The 18,289-nt window shown below is 67.1% G+C and carries 15 protein-coding genes; 6 read left to right on the top strand and 9 right to left on the bottom strand.

Annotation, left to right across the window (positions count from 1 at the left end; genetic code table 11):
* Positions 1-9 precede the first annotated feature (9 nt).
* On the top strand, positions 10-1,140 hold the full coding sequence (locus ACFY5D_RS09020; RefSeq protein ID WP_387528088.1) for a FecCD family ABC transporter permease: 1,131 nt from the start codon (positions 10-12) through the stop codon (positions 1,138-1,140).
* A gap of 272 nt (positions 1,141-1,412) precedes the next feature.
* Here the strand turns inward: ACFY5D_RS09020 and ACFY5D_RS09015 are convergent, their stop codons facing one another.
* Together ACFY5D_RS09015 and ACFY5D_RS09010 are read right to left on the bottom strand one after the other, a co-directional pair.
* Positions 1,413-3,173 (bottom strand): ABC transporter ATP-binding protein, encoded by a 1,761-nt coding sequence (locus ACFY5D_RS09015; RefSeq protein WP_387528085.1) that lies wholly within the window; start codon positions 3,171-3,173, stop codon positions 1,413-1,415.
* Entirely contained in the window at positions 3,170-4,849 is a 1,680-nt protein-coding gene (locus tag ACFY5D_RS09010) for an ABC transporter transmembrane domain-containing protein (RefSeq protein ID WP_387528082.1), read from the bottom strand. The genes ACFY5D_RS09015 and ACFY5D_RS09010 overlap by 4 nt, the downstream gene beginning before the upstream one ends.
* Before the next feature lie 198 nt (positions 4,850-5,047).
* On the opposite strand from ACFY5D_RS09010, the gene ACFY5D_RS09005 reads away from it, so the two are divergent.
* The 3 genes from ACFY5D_RS09005 to ACFY5D_RS08995 all read left to right on the top strand — a co-directional run bounded on the left by ACFY5D_RS09005 (position 5,048) and on the right by ACFY5D_RS08995 (position 8,294).
* Positions 5,048-5,833: an ABC transporter ATP-binding protein gene (locus ACFY5D_RS09005; protein WP_387528079.1), complete on the top strand. Its 786-nt coding sequence runs from the start codon at positions 5,048-5,050 to the stop codon at positions 5,831-5,833.
* Between the two features lie 248 nt (positions 5,834-6,081).
* Entirely contained in the window at positions 6,082-7,257 is a 1,176-nt protein-coding gene (locus tag ACFY5D_RS09000) for an NADP-dependent malic enzyme (RefSeq protein WP_387528076.1), read from the top strand.
* A gap of 221 nt (positions 7,258-7,478) precedes the next feature.
* Positions 7,479-8,294: a Gmad2 immunoglobulin-like domain-containing protein gene (locus ACFY5D_RS08995; RefSeq protein ID WP_387528073.1), complete on the top strand. Its 816-nt coding sequence runs from the start codon at positions 7,479-7,481 to the stop codon at positions 8,292-8,294.
* A 172-nt stretch (positions 8,295-8,466) separates the two neighbouring features.
* Here ACFY5D_RS08995 and cycA read toward each other — a convergent pair whose 3' ends face one another.
* Complete coding sequence (gene cycA / locus ACFY5D_RS08990; RefSeq protein ID WP_387528070.1) at positions 8,467-9,921, bottom strand: D-serine/D-alanine/glycine transporter; 1,455 nt, start codon at positions 9,919-9,921, stop codon at positions 8,467-8,469.
* A 207-nt stretch (positions 9,922-10,128) separates the two neighbouring features.
* Here cycA and ACFY5D_RS08985 point away from each other — a divergent pair, with 207 nt between their 5' ends.
* Both ACFY5D_RS08985 and ACFY5D_RS08980 read left to right on the top strand, forming a co-directional pair.
* Entirely contained in the window at positions 10,129-10,974 is an 846-nt protein-coding gene (locus tag ACFY5D_RS08985) for an HpcH/HpaI aldolase/citrate lyase family protein (protein ID WP_387528067.1), read from the top strand.
* A gap of 195 nt (positions 10,975-11,169) precedes the next feature.
* A complete protein-coding gene (locus tag ACFY5D_RS08980) occupies positions 11,170-11,790 on the top strand; it encodes a class I SAM-dependent methyltransferase (RefSeq protein WP_387528064.1) in 621 nt (206 codons plus the stop codon).
* Positions 11,791-11,841: 51 nt separating this feature from the next.
* On the opposite strand, the gene ACFY5D_RS08975 is transcribed toward ACFY5D_RS08980, so the two are convergent.
* The 6 genes from ACFY5D_RS08975 to ACFY5D_RS08950 form a co-directional block, all read right to left on the bottom strand.
* On the bottom strand, positions 11,842-13,395 hold the full coding sequence (locus tag ACFY5D_RS08975) for a long-chain fatty acid--CoA ligase (protein ID WP_387528062.1): 1,554 nt from the start codon (positions 13,393-13,395) through the stop codon (positions 11,842-11,844).
* A gap of 111 nt (positions 13,396-13,506) precedes the next feature.
* A complete protein-coding gene (locus tag ACFY5D_RS08970; protein ID WP_387528059.1) occupies positions 13,507-14,163 on the bottom strand; it encodes an SDR family oxidoreductase in 657 nt (218 codons plus the stop codon).
* An 87-nt stretch (positions 14,164-14,250) separates the two neighbouring features.
* Positions 14,251-14,715, bottom strand: coding sequence for a ribonuclease E activity regulator RraA (gene rraA, locus ACFY5D_RS08965; RefSeq protein WP_387528057.1), 465 nt, complete (start codon positions 14,713-14,715; stop codon positions 14,251-14,253).
* Between the two features lie 293 nt (positions 14,716-15,008).
* Positions 15,009-15,269 (bottom strand): GlsB/YeaQ/YmgE family stress response membrane protein, encoded by a 261-nt coding sequence (locus ACFY5D_RS08960; protein WP_387529758.1) that lies wholly within the window; start codon positions 15,267-15,269, stop codon positions 15,009-15,011.
* 366 nt (positions 15,270-15,635) lie between these two features.
* Positions 15,636-16,484 carry a fumarylacetoacetate hydrolase family protein gene (locus ACFY5D_RS08955; RefSeq protein ID WP_387528055.1) on the bottom strand — a complete coding sequence of 283 codons (849 nt, stop codon included), beginning with the start codon at positions 16,482-16,484 and terminating at the stop codon, positions 15,636-15,638.
* Positions 16,485-16,595: 111 nt separating this feature from the next.
* Positions 16,596-18,245 (bottom strand): amidohydrolase family protein, encoded by a 1,650-nt coding sequence (locus tag ACFY5D_RS08950; RefSeq protein WP_387528052.1) that lies wholly within the window; start codon positions 18,243-18,245, stop codon positions 16,596-16,598.
* Positions 18,246-18,289 lie beyond the last annotated feature (44 nt).

The raw sequence follows: 18,289 nt of genomic DNA, 5'->3' as shown, positions 1-18,289 counted from the left end.
GACACACTCATGCTCACGGACCTTGCTGCGGATCCCGCGACTCGGGAAGGCCGGAGGGATTCCCCGCCGCCATCGAAGCCCGCCGAGGTTGCCCGGATCGACTTCGGGGAACGCGTCTGGCGGCTGCGCCTGGGCGCACACGGCCCCTCATTCATGGTGCGGGCGCGCCCGGCGCTGACCGGTGCCGTCGCGGTGCTGCTCATCGGCGCGCTGGCGGTCGCCGGCATGTCCATGGGCAGCTTCGTACTAACCCCCTCGGAGGTCCTCCAGACTCTGCTGGGGCAGGGCACTGCCAAAAGCGACCTGGTGGTCATCTCCTGGCGACTGCCACGGGTGCTCATGGCAGTCGTGATCGGCGGGGCGCTGGGCATCAGCGGCGCGATCTTCCAGTCGCTGACCCGCAACCCGCTGGGCAGCCCCGACATCATCGGCTTCAACGCCGGCGCCTACACCGGCGCGCTGGTTTCCATGTTGCTGCTCGGCGGCGGATTCGTGTCCACCACCGTCGGCGCCTTTGCCGGGGGACTGGCGACTGCGGCGGTGGTGTACCTGCTCGCGTTCAAGCGCGGTATCCAGGGCTTCCGGCTGATCATCGTCGGCATTGGCATCAGCGCCATGCTCGGATCCATCAACACGTGGCTGATCATCAAGGCGGACCTGCATCTGGCCATGATGGCGGCGATCTGGGGTTCGGGCACGCTGAACACCGCGGGCTGGGAGCGTGCGGTCCCGCTGCTGGTCATCGCTGTGCTCATGGTCCCCGCGCTGATGCTGCTCTCGCGCCCGCTGCAGGCCCTGGAAATGGGCGACGACGCCGCTGCGGCGCAGGGCATCAGCACCGAACCGGCCAAGTTGTGGCTGCTGGTGGTCGGCGTGTGCCTGACGGCGATCTGCACCGCCGCCGCCGGGCCCATCGCGTTCGTGGCACTCGCCGCCCCGCAGATCGCGCGGCGCATGACCGGAAGCGGGCGCGTGTCGATGCTTTCCGCAGGTGTCTTCGGCGCCCTGCTGCTGCTGGCCAGCGACCTGATCGCGCAGCATGCGCTGGCGCCGATCCAGATGCCGGTCGGCGTGGTCACCGTCAGCCTCGGCGGGATGTACCTGGTGTGGCTGCTCTTCCGCGAGGCCACGCGCAGCTGACGGGAATTGGATGCAGTCGTCAAGCAACGACCTGCCTCAGGACACAGGCAAGAGGGTCCGCCCACCGAATCGGTGGGCGGACCCTCTTGTCGTTTCCATTGCGCTTGACCCAAGGAGATGCAGCGCGGACGGGGCAGGGCGTTGAACCCAGCGCCCGACCCGAATCCGCAACGCTTTATCCGAACCCAAAGGGCCTGCGGGTGCCGGCCGATGTCCGCGGTCCTTTGACCACGAGGGTTCCCGCTCAGTGGGTGTTGGCCGCGCGAGGAAGGCTAGCCTCGGGCGCTCCAGGCTTCCCACAAGGTGGCGTAGGTTCCGGCCGACCCGAGCAGTTGCTCGTGGCTGCCCTGTTCCACTATCCGCCCGTCCTCCATGACCAAGATTCGGTCCGCCTGGGCCGCCTGGGACAGCCGGTGGGCCACCACCACCCCGGTGCGGCCGCGGGTGATGCGCATGGCCACGCGTTCCATCAGGGCGGCGCTTGCCGAGCCTGCCTCCGCGGTCGCCTCGTCGAGCACCACCAAGCCCGCCTTGTTCAGCAAAGCCCGGACCAGGGCCAGATGTTGCGTTTGTTCCCCGGTCAGGTGCAACGCACCGTGGCCCACCACGGTGTCCAGCCCATCGGGCAACGCCAGGACCCAGTGGGCCTCGGCCTCGTTCACGGCCCGGACCAGTTCCTCCGTGGTGCTTGCGGGCGCGGCCAACAGCAAGTTTTCGGCGACGGTGCCGCTGAAGACGTGGACCTCCTGGCTGACCAACAGGGTGCTGTGGCCCAGCTTCGGAGCCGCGGACGCATCGAGCAGCACCGTTCCCGCACTGGGGTCCAGGCTTCCGGCCAGCACGCGTGCGAGCGTGGTTTTTCCGGCGCCGCTGGAACCCACCAAGGCCACCAGCTCGCCCGGGGCGATGCTCAACTCGAAGTTGGTGATCACGGCCGGGGCATCCTGGTAGCCGGCCGACAGCCCGCTGACCACTACGCCGGGTGCGGTGCCCGGGGTACCACCGGCTGCGGGGTCTTGCCGCTCGCGGTCCGAATCGATCAGCCCGACCAGGCGCGCCAGCCCTGCCCCCGCCTTCTGCAGCTCGTCGACATTGGCCAGCAGGGCGCCGATCGGGCCGAACAGCCGGTGGAAGAACAGAGCCGCCGCGGTCGCCGCACCGATGGTGACGGCATCGGCGCGCACCAGGAAGAACCCGGTGGACAGGATCGCGGCCATGCCCAGCAGCTCGGCCATGTTCAGCCACCCGTAGAACCGCGAGGAAACCACCACGGCCTTCAGCATCAGGCCGACGGCACCGCGGCTGGAGGCGGCAACCGTTGCGACGTGGCGCTGCTCCGCACCCAGTGACCTGATGGTGTCGGCGCCGCCGGTGGCCTCGAGCAGGTGCTGGCCGCGTTCGGCCTCCGCCACGCGCATCGCCCGGTAGATCGGGCCGCTGCGGCGCAGGAAGGAACGCAGCGCCAGGGCGTGGATGGGGACACACAACAGGGTGACGGCTGCGAAGCGCCAGTCGAGCACCCCGAGTCCCAGCAGCGTGAGTGCAATGGTGAACAGCGCGGAAATGAAGGTCGGCAGGATTCCGCCGATGGCCTCGTTGGTGGCGTCCACGTCGCGGGATACACGGGAAATCAGGTCCCCGCTGCCGGCCCGCTCCAAGCGTTCCTGGGGCAGCTCCATGGCGGATTCGAAGACTTCCTCGCGCAGCTGGGCCAAGCCGCTCTGGCCCAGCTTGGCCAGCAGCACCTGGGAGATGCCGGTCAGGATCCCGGTGGCCAGCGCCGCAATGAACAGCAGCCCCAGCGAATTGAGCAGCGCCTGTGCGCCGCGCTTGGCGGAGACGACATCCACGATCACGCCGAGCAGCGCGGGAATCGCCAGCCCGGTCACCGCGACGCACAACAGCGTGAACGCCGTCAACGCCACCAGCCAGCGCCTGGCCCCGAAGATCCGGATGACGTGGCGCCAGGTGGCCCGGCCGTCGGCGATCGGCAGCCTGTCGGCCGCGGGAACCCCGGTGGTTGGCTCGCTCATGGGTTTACTCCGGCCGTGTGTAGGGAAGTGGTGTCGACGACGGTGTCGCAGGCCCCCAGCAGCAGCGGGGAATCCGAGATGATCAGCAGGGCCGCATCGCGGAGGGTCCCGAGTGCCGCGGCGATGCGCGCCTCGCTGACCGAATCCAGGGCCGTGGTCGGATCCGTCAGCACGACGACAGGCTGGCGTTGGTGCAGGGCCCTGGCCAGCAGCAGACGCTGGCGCTGGCCGCCGGAGAGCGCACTGCCCTGTTCACCGACCCGTGCGTCCAAGCCCAGCGGCAGCCGGGCGCAGATCTCGGCCAGGCCAGTGGCTCCCAGCACGGCGTCCAGCGGCTCGGGCGCGTGCAGGTTGTCGCGGATGGAGCCGGTGAAGATCGCCGCGTCGTGGTCGGCCACGAACACCGTGGAACGCAGCGCCGCAAGCCCGCCGGCGGCAACTCCGTTGATCAGCAGCCGTGCGCCGGCGTCTTTGGTGCGCCCGGCCAGCAGCACGGTCAGCTCGCGCGCGCTTCTCGCATCGGTGCGCAGGCCCGTGATGCTGCCGGGCAGCAGCCGGATATCGGGGTGGTTTCCCTCGCCGCGGACCAGCAGTTCGCTGAAAGCCACCGCACCGGTGACCGCGGAATCCGTGGATGTCAGGTGCGCATCCGCACCGACTTCGGTGTTCAACAGCGCGGCGATGCGTTTGGCCGCGGCACGCTTTTGTGCGAGTCCCGCGGGGTAGTACGCCAGGGAGCTGAGCGGCTCCTGGATGAATTGGGCCAGGCCGATCACGGTGACCAACTGGCCGATGCTGATCTCGCCGGCCAGCGTCATGGACGCGGCCACCCAGGTGATCGCGGCCAGGAACATGGCGCTCAGGCCGAGGGTGACGGTGGAAAAGAGGGCCTCGGACTTTGCCGTGCCCAGGGCCGCCTGCAGCGAGGCCCTGCTGGTTTCCTTGTAGCGTTCGGTGGCGGTGCGGGTGGCGCCCAGGCCCTGGAGCACGCGCAACCCGGTGACCAGATCGGTGGCCAGGCCAGTGGCCTCGGCCGCGCGTTCCTGCTGGAGGTGCGTGCGCCGCTCCAGCGGAGCGGTGATGAAGTGCATGAGCACCAGGAACACCACGGTGGCGACCAGGACCAGCAGGCCCAGCTGCCAGGAAATCAGCAGCAGGGAGGTAGCGGCCGTGATCAGTGCCGCGAGGCTGGCACTCATCTGGGAGACCAGCCAGCTCAGGCCGGCGGTGATCGCGGTGTCGGAGGTGGCGATGTTCAGCGTTCGCCCGGCACCGAATTGCTTGCCGGTGGCCCGCGGATCAAGCACCTTGGCGATGACCATCTGGCGCAGGGAGTGATCACCGAATCCGTAGACCCTGTTGGTCAGCCGGTAGCCATGCCGCCAGCTGTAGGTCAGCGCCAGGAAGAGGCCGGCCAGTCCGCCGAGGGTCCAGAGCAGGGCACCCAGGTCCGAGGGGCCGATGGCCTTGTCGATGCTCACTCCGATCAGCACCGGCACCAGGGCCTCGCAGACCTGGTGGATCATCAGCAGGGCGGTCGAGGCCCCCAGTTTCAGGCCGCGCCCTTCTGCGAATGCGCCATGGAGCAGGGCGTGTTTGCCCCGGGTGATAGCTGAGAAATCCGGGGACAAGTCCCGGTCTGCGGAGCGACGGTTGTTGGTTTTTGTTGGTGCCACCCCAAGAGCCTATGCAATGCCCGTGGGGCGGGCTGGACATGCTGTGTCGCCAGACGGACACATCGGCGAAAAACGGCATGAATCGGCGATTCTTCCTGCTTTGCTTGTGTTGTAGGCAACGCCGGAGACAACAGCGCCGTCCGGCTTCGAGCAGTCGCCCCCATCGGGGAAACCGACTAGATGTGAAAGTAACGTTCCATGGCACTTGCAGCAGAGACCATCACCCTGGGCTACGACGAGCGGGTGATCTCCCGGGACCTGAGCATCGAGATTCCCGAGGGGGCCTTCACCGTCATCGTGGGGCCCAACGCGTGTGGAAAGTCGACGCTGCTTCGGGCGCTCTCGCGCCTGCTGAAACCCAAGACCGGTTCGATCGTCCTCGACGGGCGCACGATCCATTCCTACAAGGCCAAGGAGGTGGCGAGGAAACTCGGGTTGCTTCCGCAGACCTCCACGGCACCGGACGGGATCTCGGTCGCGGATCTCGTGGCACGCGGCCGTTACCCGCACCAGTCGATGATTCGCCAATGGTCCAAAAACGACGAGGCAGCCGTCGTGGATGCCATGGCCGCAACGAATGTCACCTCGCTTGCCGGACGACAGGTCGACGAGCTCTCCGGCGGCCAACGCCAGCGGGTCTGGGTGGCCATGGCGCTGGCCCAGCAGACACCGACGCTGCTGTTGGACGAGCCGACGACGTACCTGGACATCGCCCACCAAATAGAATTGATGGAACTTTTCAGCCGGCTCAACCGCGAAAACAACCAAACAATGGTCGCGGTCCTGCACGACCTGAACCATGCCTGCCGCTACGCGACGCACCTGATCGCAATGAAGGACGGAAACGTGGTCGCCGCGGGCAACCCCTCGGAAATCGTGACGGCCGATCTGGTCGAGGAGGTCTTCGGGCTACCCTGCATGATCATTCCGGACCCGGTGTCCAACACCCCGTTGGTGATCCCGCTGGGGTCCGGCAGCCGCTAGACCAGATGAACATTACGCATTACGGTGGTCAATTTACGTCCCCATGCCGTATGGTGAGGATCACGGTCTAAAGAAAGTACTGACCAGCGCGGCACTGCCGTCAGCCCCCACCCCGGGCCGGCATACGCGCAGCGAGGCGAAGAAAGAGCGTTCGACACGACGACGTGTGAACCCAGCTCTCCAAGCCCAACGACTATTTGGTTCGTTTCCTCGCTTCCTCTTCGTTCAGAACTTTCAAGGAGACCTTCATGTCTGTCGACACCTCTATCAACGCTGCCGCCACCATCACCGACGCCGATATCTTCGACGCCCACATCGGGGGCAAGCTCACCGTACAGAGCACGATGCCGCTGACCTCCAAGCGCGAGCTGTCCATCGCCTACACCCCGGGCGTCGCCCAGGTCTCCCGCGCCATCGCCGCGGATCCGGCGATGCACGCAACCCACACCTGGGCCTCCCGCCTGGTGGTTGTCGTCTCCGACGGCACCGCCGTGCTGGGACTCGGCGACATCGGCGCCGCGGCATCGCTTCCCGTCATGGAAGGAAAGAGCGCCCTCTTCAAGGAATTCGGCGGTCTCGATTCGATCCCGTTGGTCCTGAACACCACCAACGTCGACGAGATCATCGAGACGCTCGTGCGCCTGCGCCCCAGCTTCGGTGCGGTGAACCTGGAAGACATCTCGGCCCCGCGCTGCTTCGAGCTCGAGGAACGCCTCATCGAGGCCCTGGACTGCCCGGTCATGCACGATGACCAGCATGGCACCGCCGTCGTGGTCCTTGCGGCACTCATCAACGCGGCCAAGGTCGCGGGCAAGACGTTCGGGCAGATGCGCGTCGTCGTTTCGGGTGCCGGGGCCGCGGGCATCGCGGTTGCCGAGATCCTCATCAATGCGGGCGTCGGGGACGTTGTCCTGGTCGATTCCAAGGGCACCATCCACCGCGACCGCGATGACCTGAACAGCATCAAGGCAAAGTACGCGGCCCTGACCAACAAGGACGGAATCATCGGCGGCATCCGCGAGGCCCTCGACGGCGCCGATGCCGTTGTCGGTGTCTCGTCATCCAAGTTCGCGGAGGCAGACCTGGCCCAGATGAACGACGACGCCATCATCTTCGCCCTGTCCAACCCGGACCCGGAGGTCATGCCGGAGGTCGCCCGCAAATATGCAGCGGTGGTGGCCACCGGACGCTCGGACTTCCCGAACCAGATCAACAACGTCCTGGCGTTCCCAGGCATCTTCCGTGGCGCACTGGACGCCGGCGCCCGCCGCATCACCCCGGAAATGAAGATCGCCGCGGCCCACGCGATCGCCGCACTGGCCGAGGACAAGCTCTCGAGCGACTACATCGTTCCCTCCCCGCTGGACCCGCGCGTCATGCCTGCGGTCGCCGCGGCCGTCGGAAAAGCCGCACAGGACCAGTAGCGCGCCGGCTTCCCTGAACGGCTCCGGCCCGGCCACCCCGCGGGGTGGCCGGGCCGGAGCCGTCCGTGGTCGATGACCTATCCGCTCCGGGGAGGGGAAAAGGGCTCTCGCGCCGACTCCGAGGAGGCGCTTTTCCGGGCCGTGTTGTGCTCCGAAAACGTCGCCGAAACGCGGCCTGCCCGGGCTTGTTGGCGTGGCGTCCGCGCTGTTACGGTGCGCCCATGAACGAAAACCCAGCGCCGTCCGTACGCGGCCGGAACACCGTTATCGCATTGCTTGTCGCAGCACTCGTGGCGGCCGCTGTCTGGATCGCGATCCTGCTGATGCAACAGGCAGGCGGCCCCGGCCAGAATGGCCCGGGAACGACCGCGACACCGGAAACCACCACGCCGCCCGGCCCCTCCGCTACGTCAGCGACCCCGTCGCCGACGGCGAGTGCCTCGGATCTGCCCGCCACCCCGCCGGTGCCGCTACCCGCCGCCGAGGCTGCGACCGTCGTTTGGCCGGACCCGGGAGGCACCCTGCGTTACGGGGCCCCGGAGGACGCTGCCGGCGGATTCGCCGAGGAGTTTGCCGGTTTCGCCGACCCGGTCTATGGCGAATTCATGCAGGGGGATGCACGCTCCGGTGAGCTGGAAGTCCGCTCCAGCGAGGGCGGAGCAGTGACTACCGTCTTGCTGCGGCAGCTTTCCGACGGCCAGTGGTACGCCATCGGGGCTTCCAGCAGCGAGATCCAGCTGGATATGCCGGTGGCCGGTGACAAGATCTCTTCCCCGGTGGCGCTTTCCGGTTTGTCGCGAGCCTTCGAAGCGACAGTGGTTGTCGAAGTCCGTTCCCACGGGACGGCGCAACCGCTCGGAACCGGGATCGTCATGGGCGGATCCGGACCCGATTTGGAACCATTCAGCGGGAGCATCCAGTGGGGCAATCCCGGCAGCAGCGGCGGCGGCGCGCTGCTGCTGCTGATAACCAGCGCCAAGGACGGAAGCGCGTGGACGGCCGCCGCGGTGCCGGTCGGGTTCGCCGCGCAGCCCTAGACCCCGCACATTGCCCGGGGGTCTTCGTCGGTTCCGGCGGCGAGCCGCGCCGACGTCGTCGTCCGGGAAAACACCGGAAGGCAAATCGCCGGCAGGCCGGCACGGGGTACGCGAAACGGCGGGCGGGAAACCCCGAACAGGGTTTCCCGCCCGCCGTTGGGGCACATGGAGGCTATGCGTTTACGCGCTCCCTGAGCGCCGCGTACTCCGCCCTGACCTTTTCGCGGTGCGCCTCGCGCAGGCGAAGGTGCGCCGGGTTGCGGCGCAGCACCAGGTAGCCGATTCCCACCAAGGCAAACCAGATGGGGGTGAAGATGAGGGCCTGCCGCGTATCGGCCTGGGTCGTCAGTGACCACAGCACGAACGCGAAGAATGCCAACACCACGTACGGCATGAACGCGCCGCCGGGAACCTTGAAGTTGCTCGCCCGGTGCAGCTCGGGGCGGCGGCGGCGGAACACGATGTAGCTGATGAGGATGATCGACCACACGAACATGAAGCACAGCGCGGAGACCGTGGTGACGAGCGTGAACGCCTGCGATACCGAGCCGCCCGCATAGAGCAACACGACAGCCCCCAGCAGGAACATGCAGGAGAACACCAGCGCGTTGCGCGGGACCCTGCTGCTCGAGAGCTTCCTGAACGCCTTCGGAGCCGAGCCCTCGTTGGCCAGTCCGTAGATCATTCGGGAGGTCGAGTAGATGCCCGAGTTCGCGCTCGAGGCGGCGGAGGTGAGCACCACGAAGTTCACGATGCCTGCCGCGCCGGCCAGCCCCGCCAGCGCGAACATTCCCACGAACGGGGAGTTCTCGGCGTCGAACATGTCCCACGGCTGCACTGCCATGAGGATGACCAGCGAGCCCACGTAGAAGAGCAGGACGCGCACGGGGATCGAGTTGATCGCCTTGGGCAGGGTCTTGGTCGGGTCCTTGGTCTCGGCCGCGGTGGTGCCGACCAGCTCGATGCCCACGAAGGCGAAGACGGCGATCTGGAAGCCTGCAATGAAACCGGTGACTCCAGTGGGGAAGAGCCCTCCGTGTTCCCAGAGGTTGGAGAACGAGGCCTGGGTGCCGTTGTGCTCGAACCCGGTGAGGATCATGGTCAGGCCGATGATGATCAACGCGGCAATCGCAACGATCTTGACCAGGGAGAACCAGAATTCGGTTTCGCCGAAGGCCTTGACGGTCGGAAGGTTCAATCCGAGCAGCAGAAGAATGGCGATGAGCGCCGGAATCCAGAGGGACAGATCGCCCCACCAGAAGGCCACGTAATGGGCGATGGCGACGACGTCGGCGATGCCCGTGACAACCCAGCAGAACCAGTAGGTCCAGCCGGTGAAGAATGCAGCCCAGGGACCCAGAAGGTCGCCTGCGAAGTCAGAGAAGTTCTTGTAGTCGAGATTGCTCAGTAGCAATTCACCCATGGCCCGCATGACGAAATACAGCATGAAGCCGATGATCATGTAGACAAATATCACAGAGGGGCCGGCAACCGAAATGGTTTTTCCCGACCCCATGAACAGTCCGGTGCCGATTGCACCGCTGATGGCAATGAGTTGAATATGGCGGTTCGTAAGCCCGCGCTCTAGGTGCGGAGACGATTGCTCCGCCGTACTAATTTCGGGCATATTGGTCGAGCTTCCTGCTGGCGGGCCGTGCTCAGATGTCCACTCTGCGGCCCTACGGTTTGGTGCACGCAATCAACCACCAATGTGGTTTCCTACACCAAAAGATTACGCCCGCTTGGGACGACGTCGAATCCGGGTGCTCCGGGGCGAGTCTTGGAAGCGACGCTAGGTGGAAGGTTGGGTAAAGAACTCGGTAGGCTATCTGATATGGCATTCCGTAACCGTCGCGCAGCTTCCCTTCCCGCCAAACTTTCGCGCTCTTGGCTGCTCGTAAACGCTTCCAAGCCGGAAGACTTCGCACCGGCACTGGCCTCCGAGGCCGACTCCGTTATTTTCGATATGGAGGCCGCGGTCCCGGACGACAAAAAGGACGAGGCCCGCGACAGTGTCGTGGAGGCCCTCTCCACCGGAATGACGGCCTGGGTCCGCGTCAACGGCATTGACACCGATTTCTGGGCCAAGGACCTTGCGGCGCTTTCCAAAACGCCCGGCCTTCGCGGCGTCATGCTTGCGATGACCGAAAAGCCCGAGCAAGTCACCTACACCGCCATGCGCCTGCAGGCAGGCACCCCGGTGCTCGCACTGATCGAATCGGCCATCGGCATCGAAAACGCAACGGCCATCGCTTCGGCACCGGGCACCTTCCGCCTGGCCTTCGGCGTGAACGACTTCCGCAAGGACACCGGCGTATCCGGCGACCCGCTGGCCCTGGCCTATGCGCGCGGCAAGCTGGTCGTTGCATCCCGCGTCGGCAAGCTGCCGGGCGCCATCGACGGCCCGCCCGCCCCGGGCGCCGGCGCCGAAGAGGTCCTGGCCGAGTCGGCCATCACCGCCTCCATGGGCATGACCGGAAAGCTGGCGCTGTCCCGCACCCAGGTCGACGAGATCAACATCGGCCTCTCACCGAGCGCCGATGAACTGCACTGGGCCCACGACATGCTCGATGCCCACGCCGCCGGCGCCTCGGTGGGTGACGGTTCCTACCTGCCGCGTCTTGCACGTGCGCAGAAGATCGCAGAGCTGGCCGACTCCTACGGATTGTGGAACGCCTAAAGCTTCACCGGACCCCGGTTCCGGGCATCATGCCGCGGCATCGTTCCTTCCTTCCCCGCCATGGGGAAGGTGCGGGAACAGATGGCCGCGGTTTTTGCCTTTATCGCGCCAGCGTGGGCATGCCCGATGGCTTGTCGGGGCACCTTCGGGCGGCCACACTTAAAGCGGTGCCGCGGCCAGGGAACGGAGCGCAAAATGGCCAACATCTACGAACGGCTGGTGCTGCCCCGCTTGATCGCGGCCTCCTGCGGCAACAAGACCCTGGTGCCGCTGCGCGAGCTGGTCTGTGCGTCCCTGTACGGAAACGTCGTTGAAATCGGCTTCGGCTCGGGCAGCAACGTCCGGCACTACCCGTCCGCGGTGGACTGCGTTGTTGCCGTCGAGCCCTCCGATGCCGCCTGGAAGCTGTCGGCCAAGGCACGCGGTGCCTCGCCGGTCAAGGTGGTGCGCGGTTCGCTGGACGGACAGCGGCTGGCCGAAGCGGACCAGAGCTTCGAGACAGCGCTGAGCACCTTCACGCTGTGCACCATCCCGGATCCGGCAGCGGCGCTGGCCGAGTTGCGCCGCGTGCTGAAGCCCGGCGGGGAACTCTATTTCCTGGAACACGGACTGGCCCCCGACGAGCGCGTCCGGCGGTGGCAGCGCCGCCTTGAGCCAGTCCAGAAGGCCCTGGCCGGTGGTTGCCACCTGACCCGGTCGAATGCCGCAATGCTGCGCGAGGCGGGATTCCGCATCACCAAACTGGATTCCTTCTACCAGCCGGGGGTGCCGCGCTTCGAGGGCGCATTCAGCCTGGGCACGGCCGTGCGCGACTGAACGTCGTGCACGGCCGTGGGGCGGGGAGTGCGGTGCCCCGGGCGCCGGTGCTCAGGACTTCTGGTACCTGGCGACGAGCTCGCGCTTGAGGATCTTTCCGCTGGGGCCCAGCGGGAACTCGGTGAGGATCTCGATGCGGCGCGGGAACTTGTAGGCGGCCAGCCGCGATTCCCCGTAGGCACTGATTTCCCGACCGGTCAGCGTGCTCCCGGCAACCAGGGTGACCGCGGCGGCAACCTCCTGGCCGTGCTTGTCGTCGTGGACGCCGAAGACTGCGACATTGACGATGTCCGGGTGGGTGATGAGCGCTTCCTCGACCTCGCGCGGGTACACGTTGTAGCCGTTGCGCAGGATCATGTCCTTCTTGCGGTCCACGATGGTGAGGTAGTCGTCCGCGTCCTTGGTGCCCAGGTCGCCGGTGCGGAACCAGCCGTCGACCACCGCCTCCGCGGTGGCCTCCGGGCGGTTGAGGTAGCCCGAGAAGAGCAGGTGCCCGCGCACCACCAGCTCGCCGAGTTCCCCGCGCGGCAGCAGCTCGATGGCGTCGTGGACCTCGGCGCGGGCGATCTCCACCTCGACGCCCCAGATCGGCTGGCCGATGGTCCCGGGGCGCGGTTCCTTGCCGACGTGGTTGAAGCTGGCGACCGGGGATGTCTCGGTCAGCCCGTAGCCCTCGTGGATGAGCGCACCGAAGCGTGCGTTGAATCCCTCAAGCACGGTCAGGGGGAGCGCGGCGCCGCCGGAGACCGCGTAGCGCAGTTCCGGTGCGGCCTCGGTGCGGGACTTCGCCGCCTCCAGCAGCCCGACGTACATGGTGGGGACGCCCGCGAAGATGTGCACGCCCTCGTCGAGAATCATGGACAGCGCTGCCTCGCCGGTGAACTTGGGCATCAGCAGCAGCTCGGCGCCGGCGCGCAGGCCCGCGTTGAGCACCACGGTCTGTCCGAAGGTGTGGAAGAGCGGGAGTCCGCCGAAGATCTTGTCTCCCACGCGGATGTCCAGGGTGTTGAGCAGGATGACATTGACCTGCTCCACCAGCGCCAAGTGGGTGCCCAGGGCGCCCTTGGGCTTGCCGGTGGTGCCGGAGGTGTAGAGGATGGTGGCGATGTCCAGCGGGTTGCGCGGCAGGTAAGTGTCGATCGGCGTTGCCGCGGCGGCAAGGTCCTCGAGGCGGGGGAGTCCGCCGGCCTCCGGGGAGAGCACCGTGAGCACCTCGGCCCCGGCGGCCTGGGCTCCGGGTGCGCCCTCGCCCAGTAGCGGGGCAGCGCAGACCATTAGCTTCACCTGGGCGTCGGCGAGCATGTACTCGATCTCGTGGCGCTTGAGCAGCGCGTGGATCGGAACGGCAACGGCGCCCAGAGACAGGACCGCGTAGTAGACGCGGGCGAAGTCGGTGACGTTGGGAATGAGCACCGCAACGCGGTCGCCCTCGCCGATTCCCGCGTCGCGCAGGGCACCCGCATAGGCGCGAGTCTGCTCCCACAATTCCCCGTAGCTGGTGCTCACGCCGCCGAAGGTGATGGCCGGGCGGTCGGTGTGGCGACGTGCCGATTCGGCCAGGATTGCTGCGACTGACAGGGTTGCGTTTGCCGTGGGGATGTTCACTGCTGCGACTCCATGGGTTGATATGAGCTGTGTCACGTCAGTCTTTCGTGAGACTCGGGTTCATGTCAAGGAACTGGGTTCCACTCCTGGCGAGCCGCGGGTACGCCGGGGTCAATCCCGTGCGGCGGAGACGGCCCGGGTGACCGGAACCGTTCCGTCGGTGAAGTTGATGGTGCGCCCGATCGTCGACGGGTCGTCAAGCGTCGCCACGATCGCCAGCGCGACGTTGCCCCGCGAGGTGCTGGTGTCACCGGTGGCGTCCGGCGCGGGATCGAGCAGCCCGCTGGGCTCCCGGGCTGTCAGCGCCCCGGGACCCAGGATCGTGTAGTCGAGCCCGCTGGCGCGCAGGTGCTCGTCGGCGGCGATCTTAGCGGCCATGTAGGGGTAGAACGGGTCATCCAGCGGCACCAGGTACTCGGGGTCCGCGGTCAGGAAGGAGACCATCACGTAGCGCCTGGTGCCGGCCAGCTCGGCCGCGTTCATGGAACGGATCGCCGCGTCCCTGTCCACCGCGTAGGTCCGCTCCGGGTTTCCGCCGCCGGCCCCCGCGGACCAGACGATCGCGTCGGAGCCGGCGAAGGCCTCCGCGAGCTCGGTGGCGGTTGCCGCTTCCACGTCCAGCACCAGGGCGAGCGCGCCGGTGTCCGCGACATCCGGGACATGGTCGGGATTGCGGATGACCGAGGTGACCTCGTCCCCGCGGCCCGCCAGGTTCCTTGCCGCGAGCAACGCGATCTTGCCGTGTCCGCCGATGATCGTGACCTTCATGGTGGTGCCTGCTTTCGTGGAAGGGGACGGTTGGCCGTTGGGCCAGGCAACCGTCGCTCGGGAAGTGCGGGTTGGGAAGGCTGAGGGCTAGGAGGAGACGAGGATTCCGTCTTCGTCGCTCCACAGCGTCGCGCCGGGCCTGAAGGCGACCCCGCCGAAGTCCACGGTGACGTCGACGGCGCCGACCGAATCCTTAGCGCTCTTGCGCGGGTTGGAACCCAGCGCCTTGATGCCCAGCTCCGTCTGCGCCAGTGCCACGCGGTCGCGGATGGCGCCGTTGATGACGACCCCGGCCCAGCCGTTCCTGACCGCGGCGGCGGCGATCATGTCGCCCATGAGGGCGGACTCCAGGGAGCCGGCCCCGTCGACAACCAGGACCGCGCCGTCTCCGGGGGAGTTCAGCAGCGACTTGACCAGGCCGTTGTCGCGGTAGCAGCGCACCGTGCGGATGGGGCCGGAGAAGCGTGGGCGGGCGCCGAAATCGGCCAGCTGCAGCGAGAGCGACTGCAGTGTCTCGTCGGCATCGAAAAGATCGCAAGTAGTGAAGCTCATGAGCCCAGCCTACGATTCGAGCGCGGAAAAACCGCGGGGTGTTACGCGATGGTCGCGCAACACCCCGCGGGGAGCCCCCAGGCGCGAACGCTCAACCCCGGAACGGTGGTAATCCAGACCATGCGAGACAAGGAGTACGGCGAGTCAACACTCGCCCAGGGCACAAGCGTCCCATTGAGGCCCGCGGCTCGAAGCCCAGGAATGGGTCACCGCCTACGAACTAAGGGGCACCGATTGAGAAAGCGAAAGAGGCCCCAACCCCGAAAGGTTAGAGCCTCCTCCACATGCACAATCTATGCCTTCTTGCGCGTCACCAATCCCCAGAGAATGAGGACGATCAACGATCCGCCGATGGCCAGCAACCAAGTCGACAGCGACCAGAACTCGCTGATGTTCACATGGAAAATCAGGGAGCCCAGCCAGCCACCAAGCACGGCGCCAACTACACCCAGCAGCAGGGTGGCGAACAAGCCGCCGCCCTGTTCACCTGGCTTGATCGCCTTAGCGATCGCGCCGGCAATGAGGCCTAGAACAATCCAACCAATGAATCCCATGACTTTTCTCCGTTCGGATGAAGTTACGTCGTTCAGCATCAGGATCGCGATGCACGTAGTGAACCTTACTCGTGAGTATTGCCCGAGTGTCCCGACACGCCTAGGTAAAGGAGAAGCAACACATGCATGCTGATACTCCTGCAGGCGGGTGGCAACTTGTTTGATCTGGCCGCGCTACGCACCAGAGTGAAAGAGCCAACGGCCCTTGCGATTGAGTTCTTTAGTCGGCAGGGCCACTATCGCTGAATGAAAACCGGGCTCGGGCCAACAAGCCTCAAGACGCTCCCGGCCGAGGCTGGGAATCGGTGGTTGCTGCGCATTGAACTGCTGGGGATGGACACGGTGCCTCCTTGCCGGACTGGGGTGCTAGACGAAGGTGTTGCGGCTGGTGCCGAGGGATTCGATCTCGGTTTCCAGCACGTCGCCCGGCTTAAGCCACGGGTGGCGGCCCGACTCGTTGCGGCGGCCCAGCGCCACGCCCGCGGGGGTTCCGGTGAGGATGACGTCGCCCGGGCGCAGTTCGTTCAGCACGGACAGGTAGGCGACCAGCGCCGCGGGGGAGAAGACCAGGTCGGAGGTCGAGTCTTCCTGGACCACTTCGCCGTTGACCCGGGTGGTGATCTTGGCGCCCGGGGCGAAGTCCTCGGCACTGACCAGCCACGGGCCCAGCGGGGAGGCCGCGTCCCAGCACTTGCCCTGCGTCCATTCGGTGCTGCGGCCCTGGTAGCCGCGCATGGACACGTCGTTGGACACCGCGTAGCCGGCAATGTGGTTAGCCGCCTCCGACTCGGCGATGCGGCGTCCCTTGGCGCCGATGACGATCGCCAGCTCGCCCTCCCAGTCGATCCGGTGGTCCTCGGCGGGGATCTCGATGTCGTCGTTGGCGCCGGTGAGCGAGGACGCGAACTTGGTGAAGACAGTCGGGAACTTGGGTTCCTGCTTGCCGACCTCGGCAATGTGGTTCCGGTAGTTCAGCCCGATGCAGTAGACCTTGGCGGGGTTCAGGATCAGCGGAGCGTAGTCGGCCGAGGCGAGCGGGACGGCGGTGTCGATGTCGACCGCCGCGTCGAGCGCGTCCATGCGGGCCCCGTCGGATGCGGCCAGGAAGGCCCCGACGTCGGCGAATCCCGCGAGCTCGAAGGCCGTGTCGCCCTCGATGAGTGCGGCAAAGGTCTGGTCGGTGGCACCGGCTCGGCGCAGCGTTGCAAGTTTCATGGAATCATCACATCACAGGTGCCCCCGCGCCGCGGCAAAGAAGACCCGGGTGTCCGTGCGCCCCGGGTTCCCCGCGCCTCGGCACGGGCCCGGGGCACCCCGGCGGTGCATTTACGAGGCCTGCGCCGTCCCTTCCGGGGTGCGGCGCAGGGCACGGCCGGCCAGCGCGCCGGTGGGCCTGTGGTCGTCGACGGCACACACGCCGTTGACGAAGACGTAGTTGATGCCCGCGGCGGGCTGCCGCGGGTCGGCGTAGGTGGCCATGTCCAGCAGCGCGTCCGGATCGAAGACCACCAGGTCGGCCGCGTATCCGGCGCGCAGCAGGCCGCGCTCGGCCAGCTTGAGCCGGGCCGCCGGGCGCCCGGTGAGATGGTGGATCATCTCCGCCACGTCCATCAGGCCCAGGTCGCGGGCGTAGTGGGAAATGAACCGCGGGAAGGTGCCCCAGCCGCGCGGGTGCGGCTTGGTGCCGACCAGCATGCCGGCGGATCCGCCGGTGTGCGTGCGGTGCCTCATGATGGCCTGGACGTTTTCCTCGTTGCCCACATGCAGCAGGACGCCCGTGGCCAGACGGTCGGCGCTGAGCACGTTGCAGAAGACGGTGAACGGCTCGACGCGCTGGATTCGGGCGATCTCCGCGATGGTCTGCCCGGCCAGCACGTGCAGCTGCGGGGTGTCGACCGAGGCGATCTCGATCGAATCCCAGTCGACGGGCATTCCGTGGGATCCGTCGGAACCGTTGACCTCCATGTCGTGGCGGATCTTCGCGGCCGTCGCATCGTCCTCGAGCCTGCCGATGACGGTTTCGGCGTCCCCGGCCGCGGCCCAGCCGGGCAGCAGCGACGCCAGGGCGGTGGCGCCGGAGACGTACGGATAGGTGTCGCAGGTGACGTCCACCCCGGCCTCCAGCGCGGCGTCAAGCATCGCGAGCAGTTCCGGTGCCTTGCCCTCGTTCGGGGCGAAGTCCAGGGTGGCGTGGGTCAGGTGCAGTGCCACCCCGGATTCGGCGGCGAGCGCGATCATCTGGGCGTAGGCGTCAAGGGCGCCGGCGCCGTAGGAGCGGTGGTGCGGCGCGTAGTATCCGCCGTAGGCCGCGACCGTGGTGCAGAGCCTGGCCAGCTCGGCCTCGCCAGCGTACAAGCCCGGGGTGTAGGTGAGCCCGGAGGACAGGCCCACGGCTCCCTGTTCCATGCCGTCGGCCACCATCTTCACCTGGGCGCTCAGCTGCTCGGGAGTCGGTTCGCCCGGGCCCAGTCCCATGGCCAGCGCACGGATGGTGCCCTGCGGCAGCAGGTAGGCGGCGTTGACGCCGATGCCCGCATCCAGCCGGTCCAGGTACTCGCCGACCGTGCGCCATGAGTACTTCAGCTTCGAGGGGTTCCCGTTCCAGCCGGCGAGCTTCTGGCGCATCGCCCCGAGCGTGGCGTCGTCCACCGGTGCGTAGGACAAGCCGTCCTGGCCGAGCACCTCGGTTGTCACTCCCTGGGTGAGCTTGGCCAGGTGCTCCGGGTGCAGCAGGATCTGCAGTTCGGAGTGACCGTGCATGTCGATGAAGCCTGGGCAGGTGATCAGCCCTGCGCCCTCGATCACCCGGGTGGTTCCGGTGACATCGGCGTAGCCGCCCGGCGGCAGGATCGCGGTGATCTTGCCGTGTTCGAGCACCACGTCCCCGAGGTAGGCGGGCGCGCCGCTTCCATCGATGACGCGGGTGTGGGTGATGACGGTGGGCTGGGGATTGGGACGCACTGGCTCGCCGCTCACCGGAAGGAGGGGGTGATCGGGCGTCTGGGGCTGGCGGAGCGGAG

The sequence above is a fragment of the Paeniglutamicibacter sp. NPDC012692 genome (genome assembly GCF_042901625.1).
Classification (GTDB): domain Bacteria; phylum Actinomycetota; class Actinomycetes; order Actinomycetales; family Micrococcaceae; genus Paeniglutamicibacter.
This window is presented reverse-complemented; position numbering and strand designations above follow the sequence as displayed.

Coding starts and splice junctions, on each gene's coding strand:
- ACFY5D_RS09020 (WP_387528088.1), top strand. CDS start 10: ATGCTCACGGACCTTGCTGCGGATCCCGCGACTCGGGAAGGCCGGAGG.
- ACFY5D_RS09015 (WP_387528085.1), bottom strand. CDS start 3,173: ATGAGCGAGCCAACCACCGGGGTTCCCGCGGCCGACAGGCTGCCGATC.
- ACFY5D_RS09005 (WP_387528079.1), top strand. CDS start 5,048: ATGGCACTTGCAGCAGAGACCATCACCCTGGGCTACGACGAGCGGGTG.
- ACFY5D_RS09000 (WP_387528076.1), top strand. CDS start 6,082: ATGTCTGTCGACACCTCTATCAACGCTGCCGCCACCATCACCGACGCC.
- ACFY5D_RS08995 (WP_387528073.1), top strand. CDS start 7,479: ATGAACGAAAACCCAGCGCCGTCCGTACGCGGCCGGAACACCGTTATC.
- cycA (WP_387528070.1), bottom strand. CDS start 9,921: ATGCCCGAAATTAGTACGGCGGAGCAATCGTCTCCGCACCTAGAGCGC.
- ACFY5D_RS08985 (WP_387528067.1), top strand. CDS start 10,129: ATGGCATTCCGTAACCGTCGCGCAGCTTCCCTTCCCGCCAAACTTTCG.
- ACFY5D_RS08980 (WP_387528064.1), top strand. CDS start 11,170: ATGGCCAACATCTACGAACGGCTGGTGCTGCCCCGCTTGATCGCGGCC.
- ACFY5D_RS08970 (WP_387528059.1), bottom strand. CDS start 14,163: ATGAAGGTCACGATCATCGGCGGACACGGCAAGATCGCGTTGCTCGCG.
- rraA (WP_387528057.1), bottom strand. CDS start 14,715: ATGAGCTTCACTACTTGCGATCTTTTCGATGCCGACGAGACACTGCAG.
- ACFY5D_RS08960 (WP_387529758.1), bottom strand. CDS start 15,269: ATGGGATTCATTGGTTGGATTGTTCTAGGCCTCATTGCCGGCGCGATC.
- ACFY5D_RS08955 (WP_387528055.1), bottom strand. CDS start 16,484: ATGAAACTTGCAACGCTGCGCCGAGCCGGTGCCACCGACCAGACCTTT.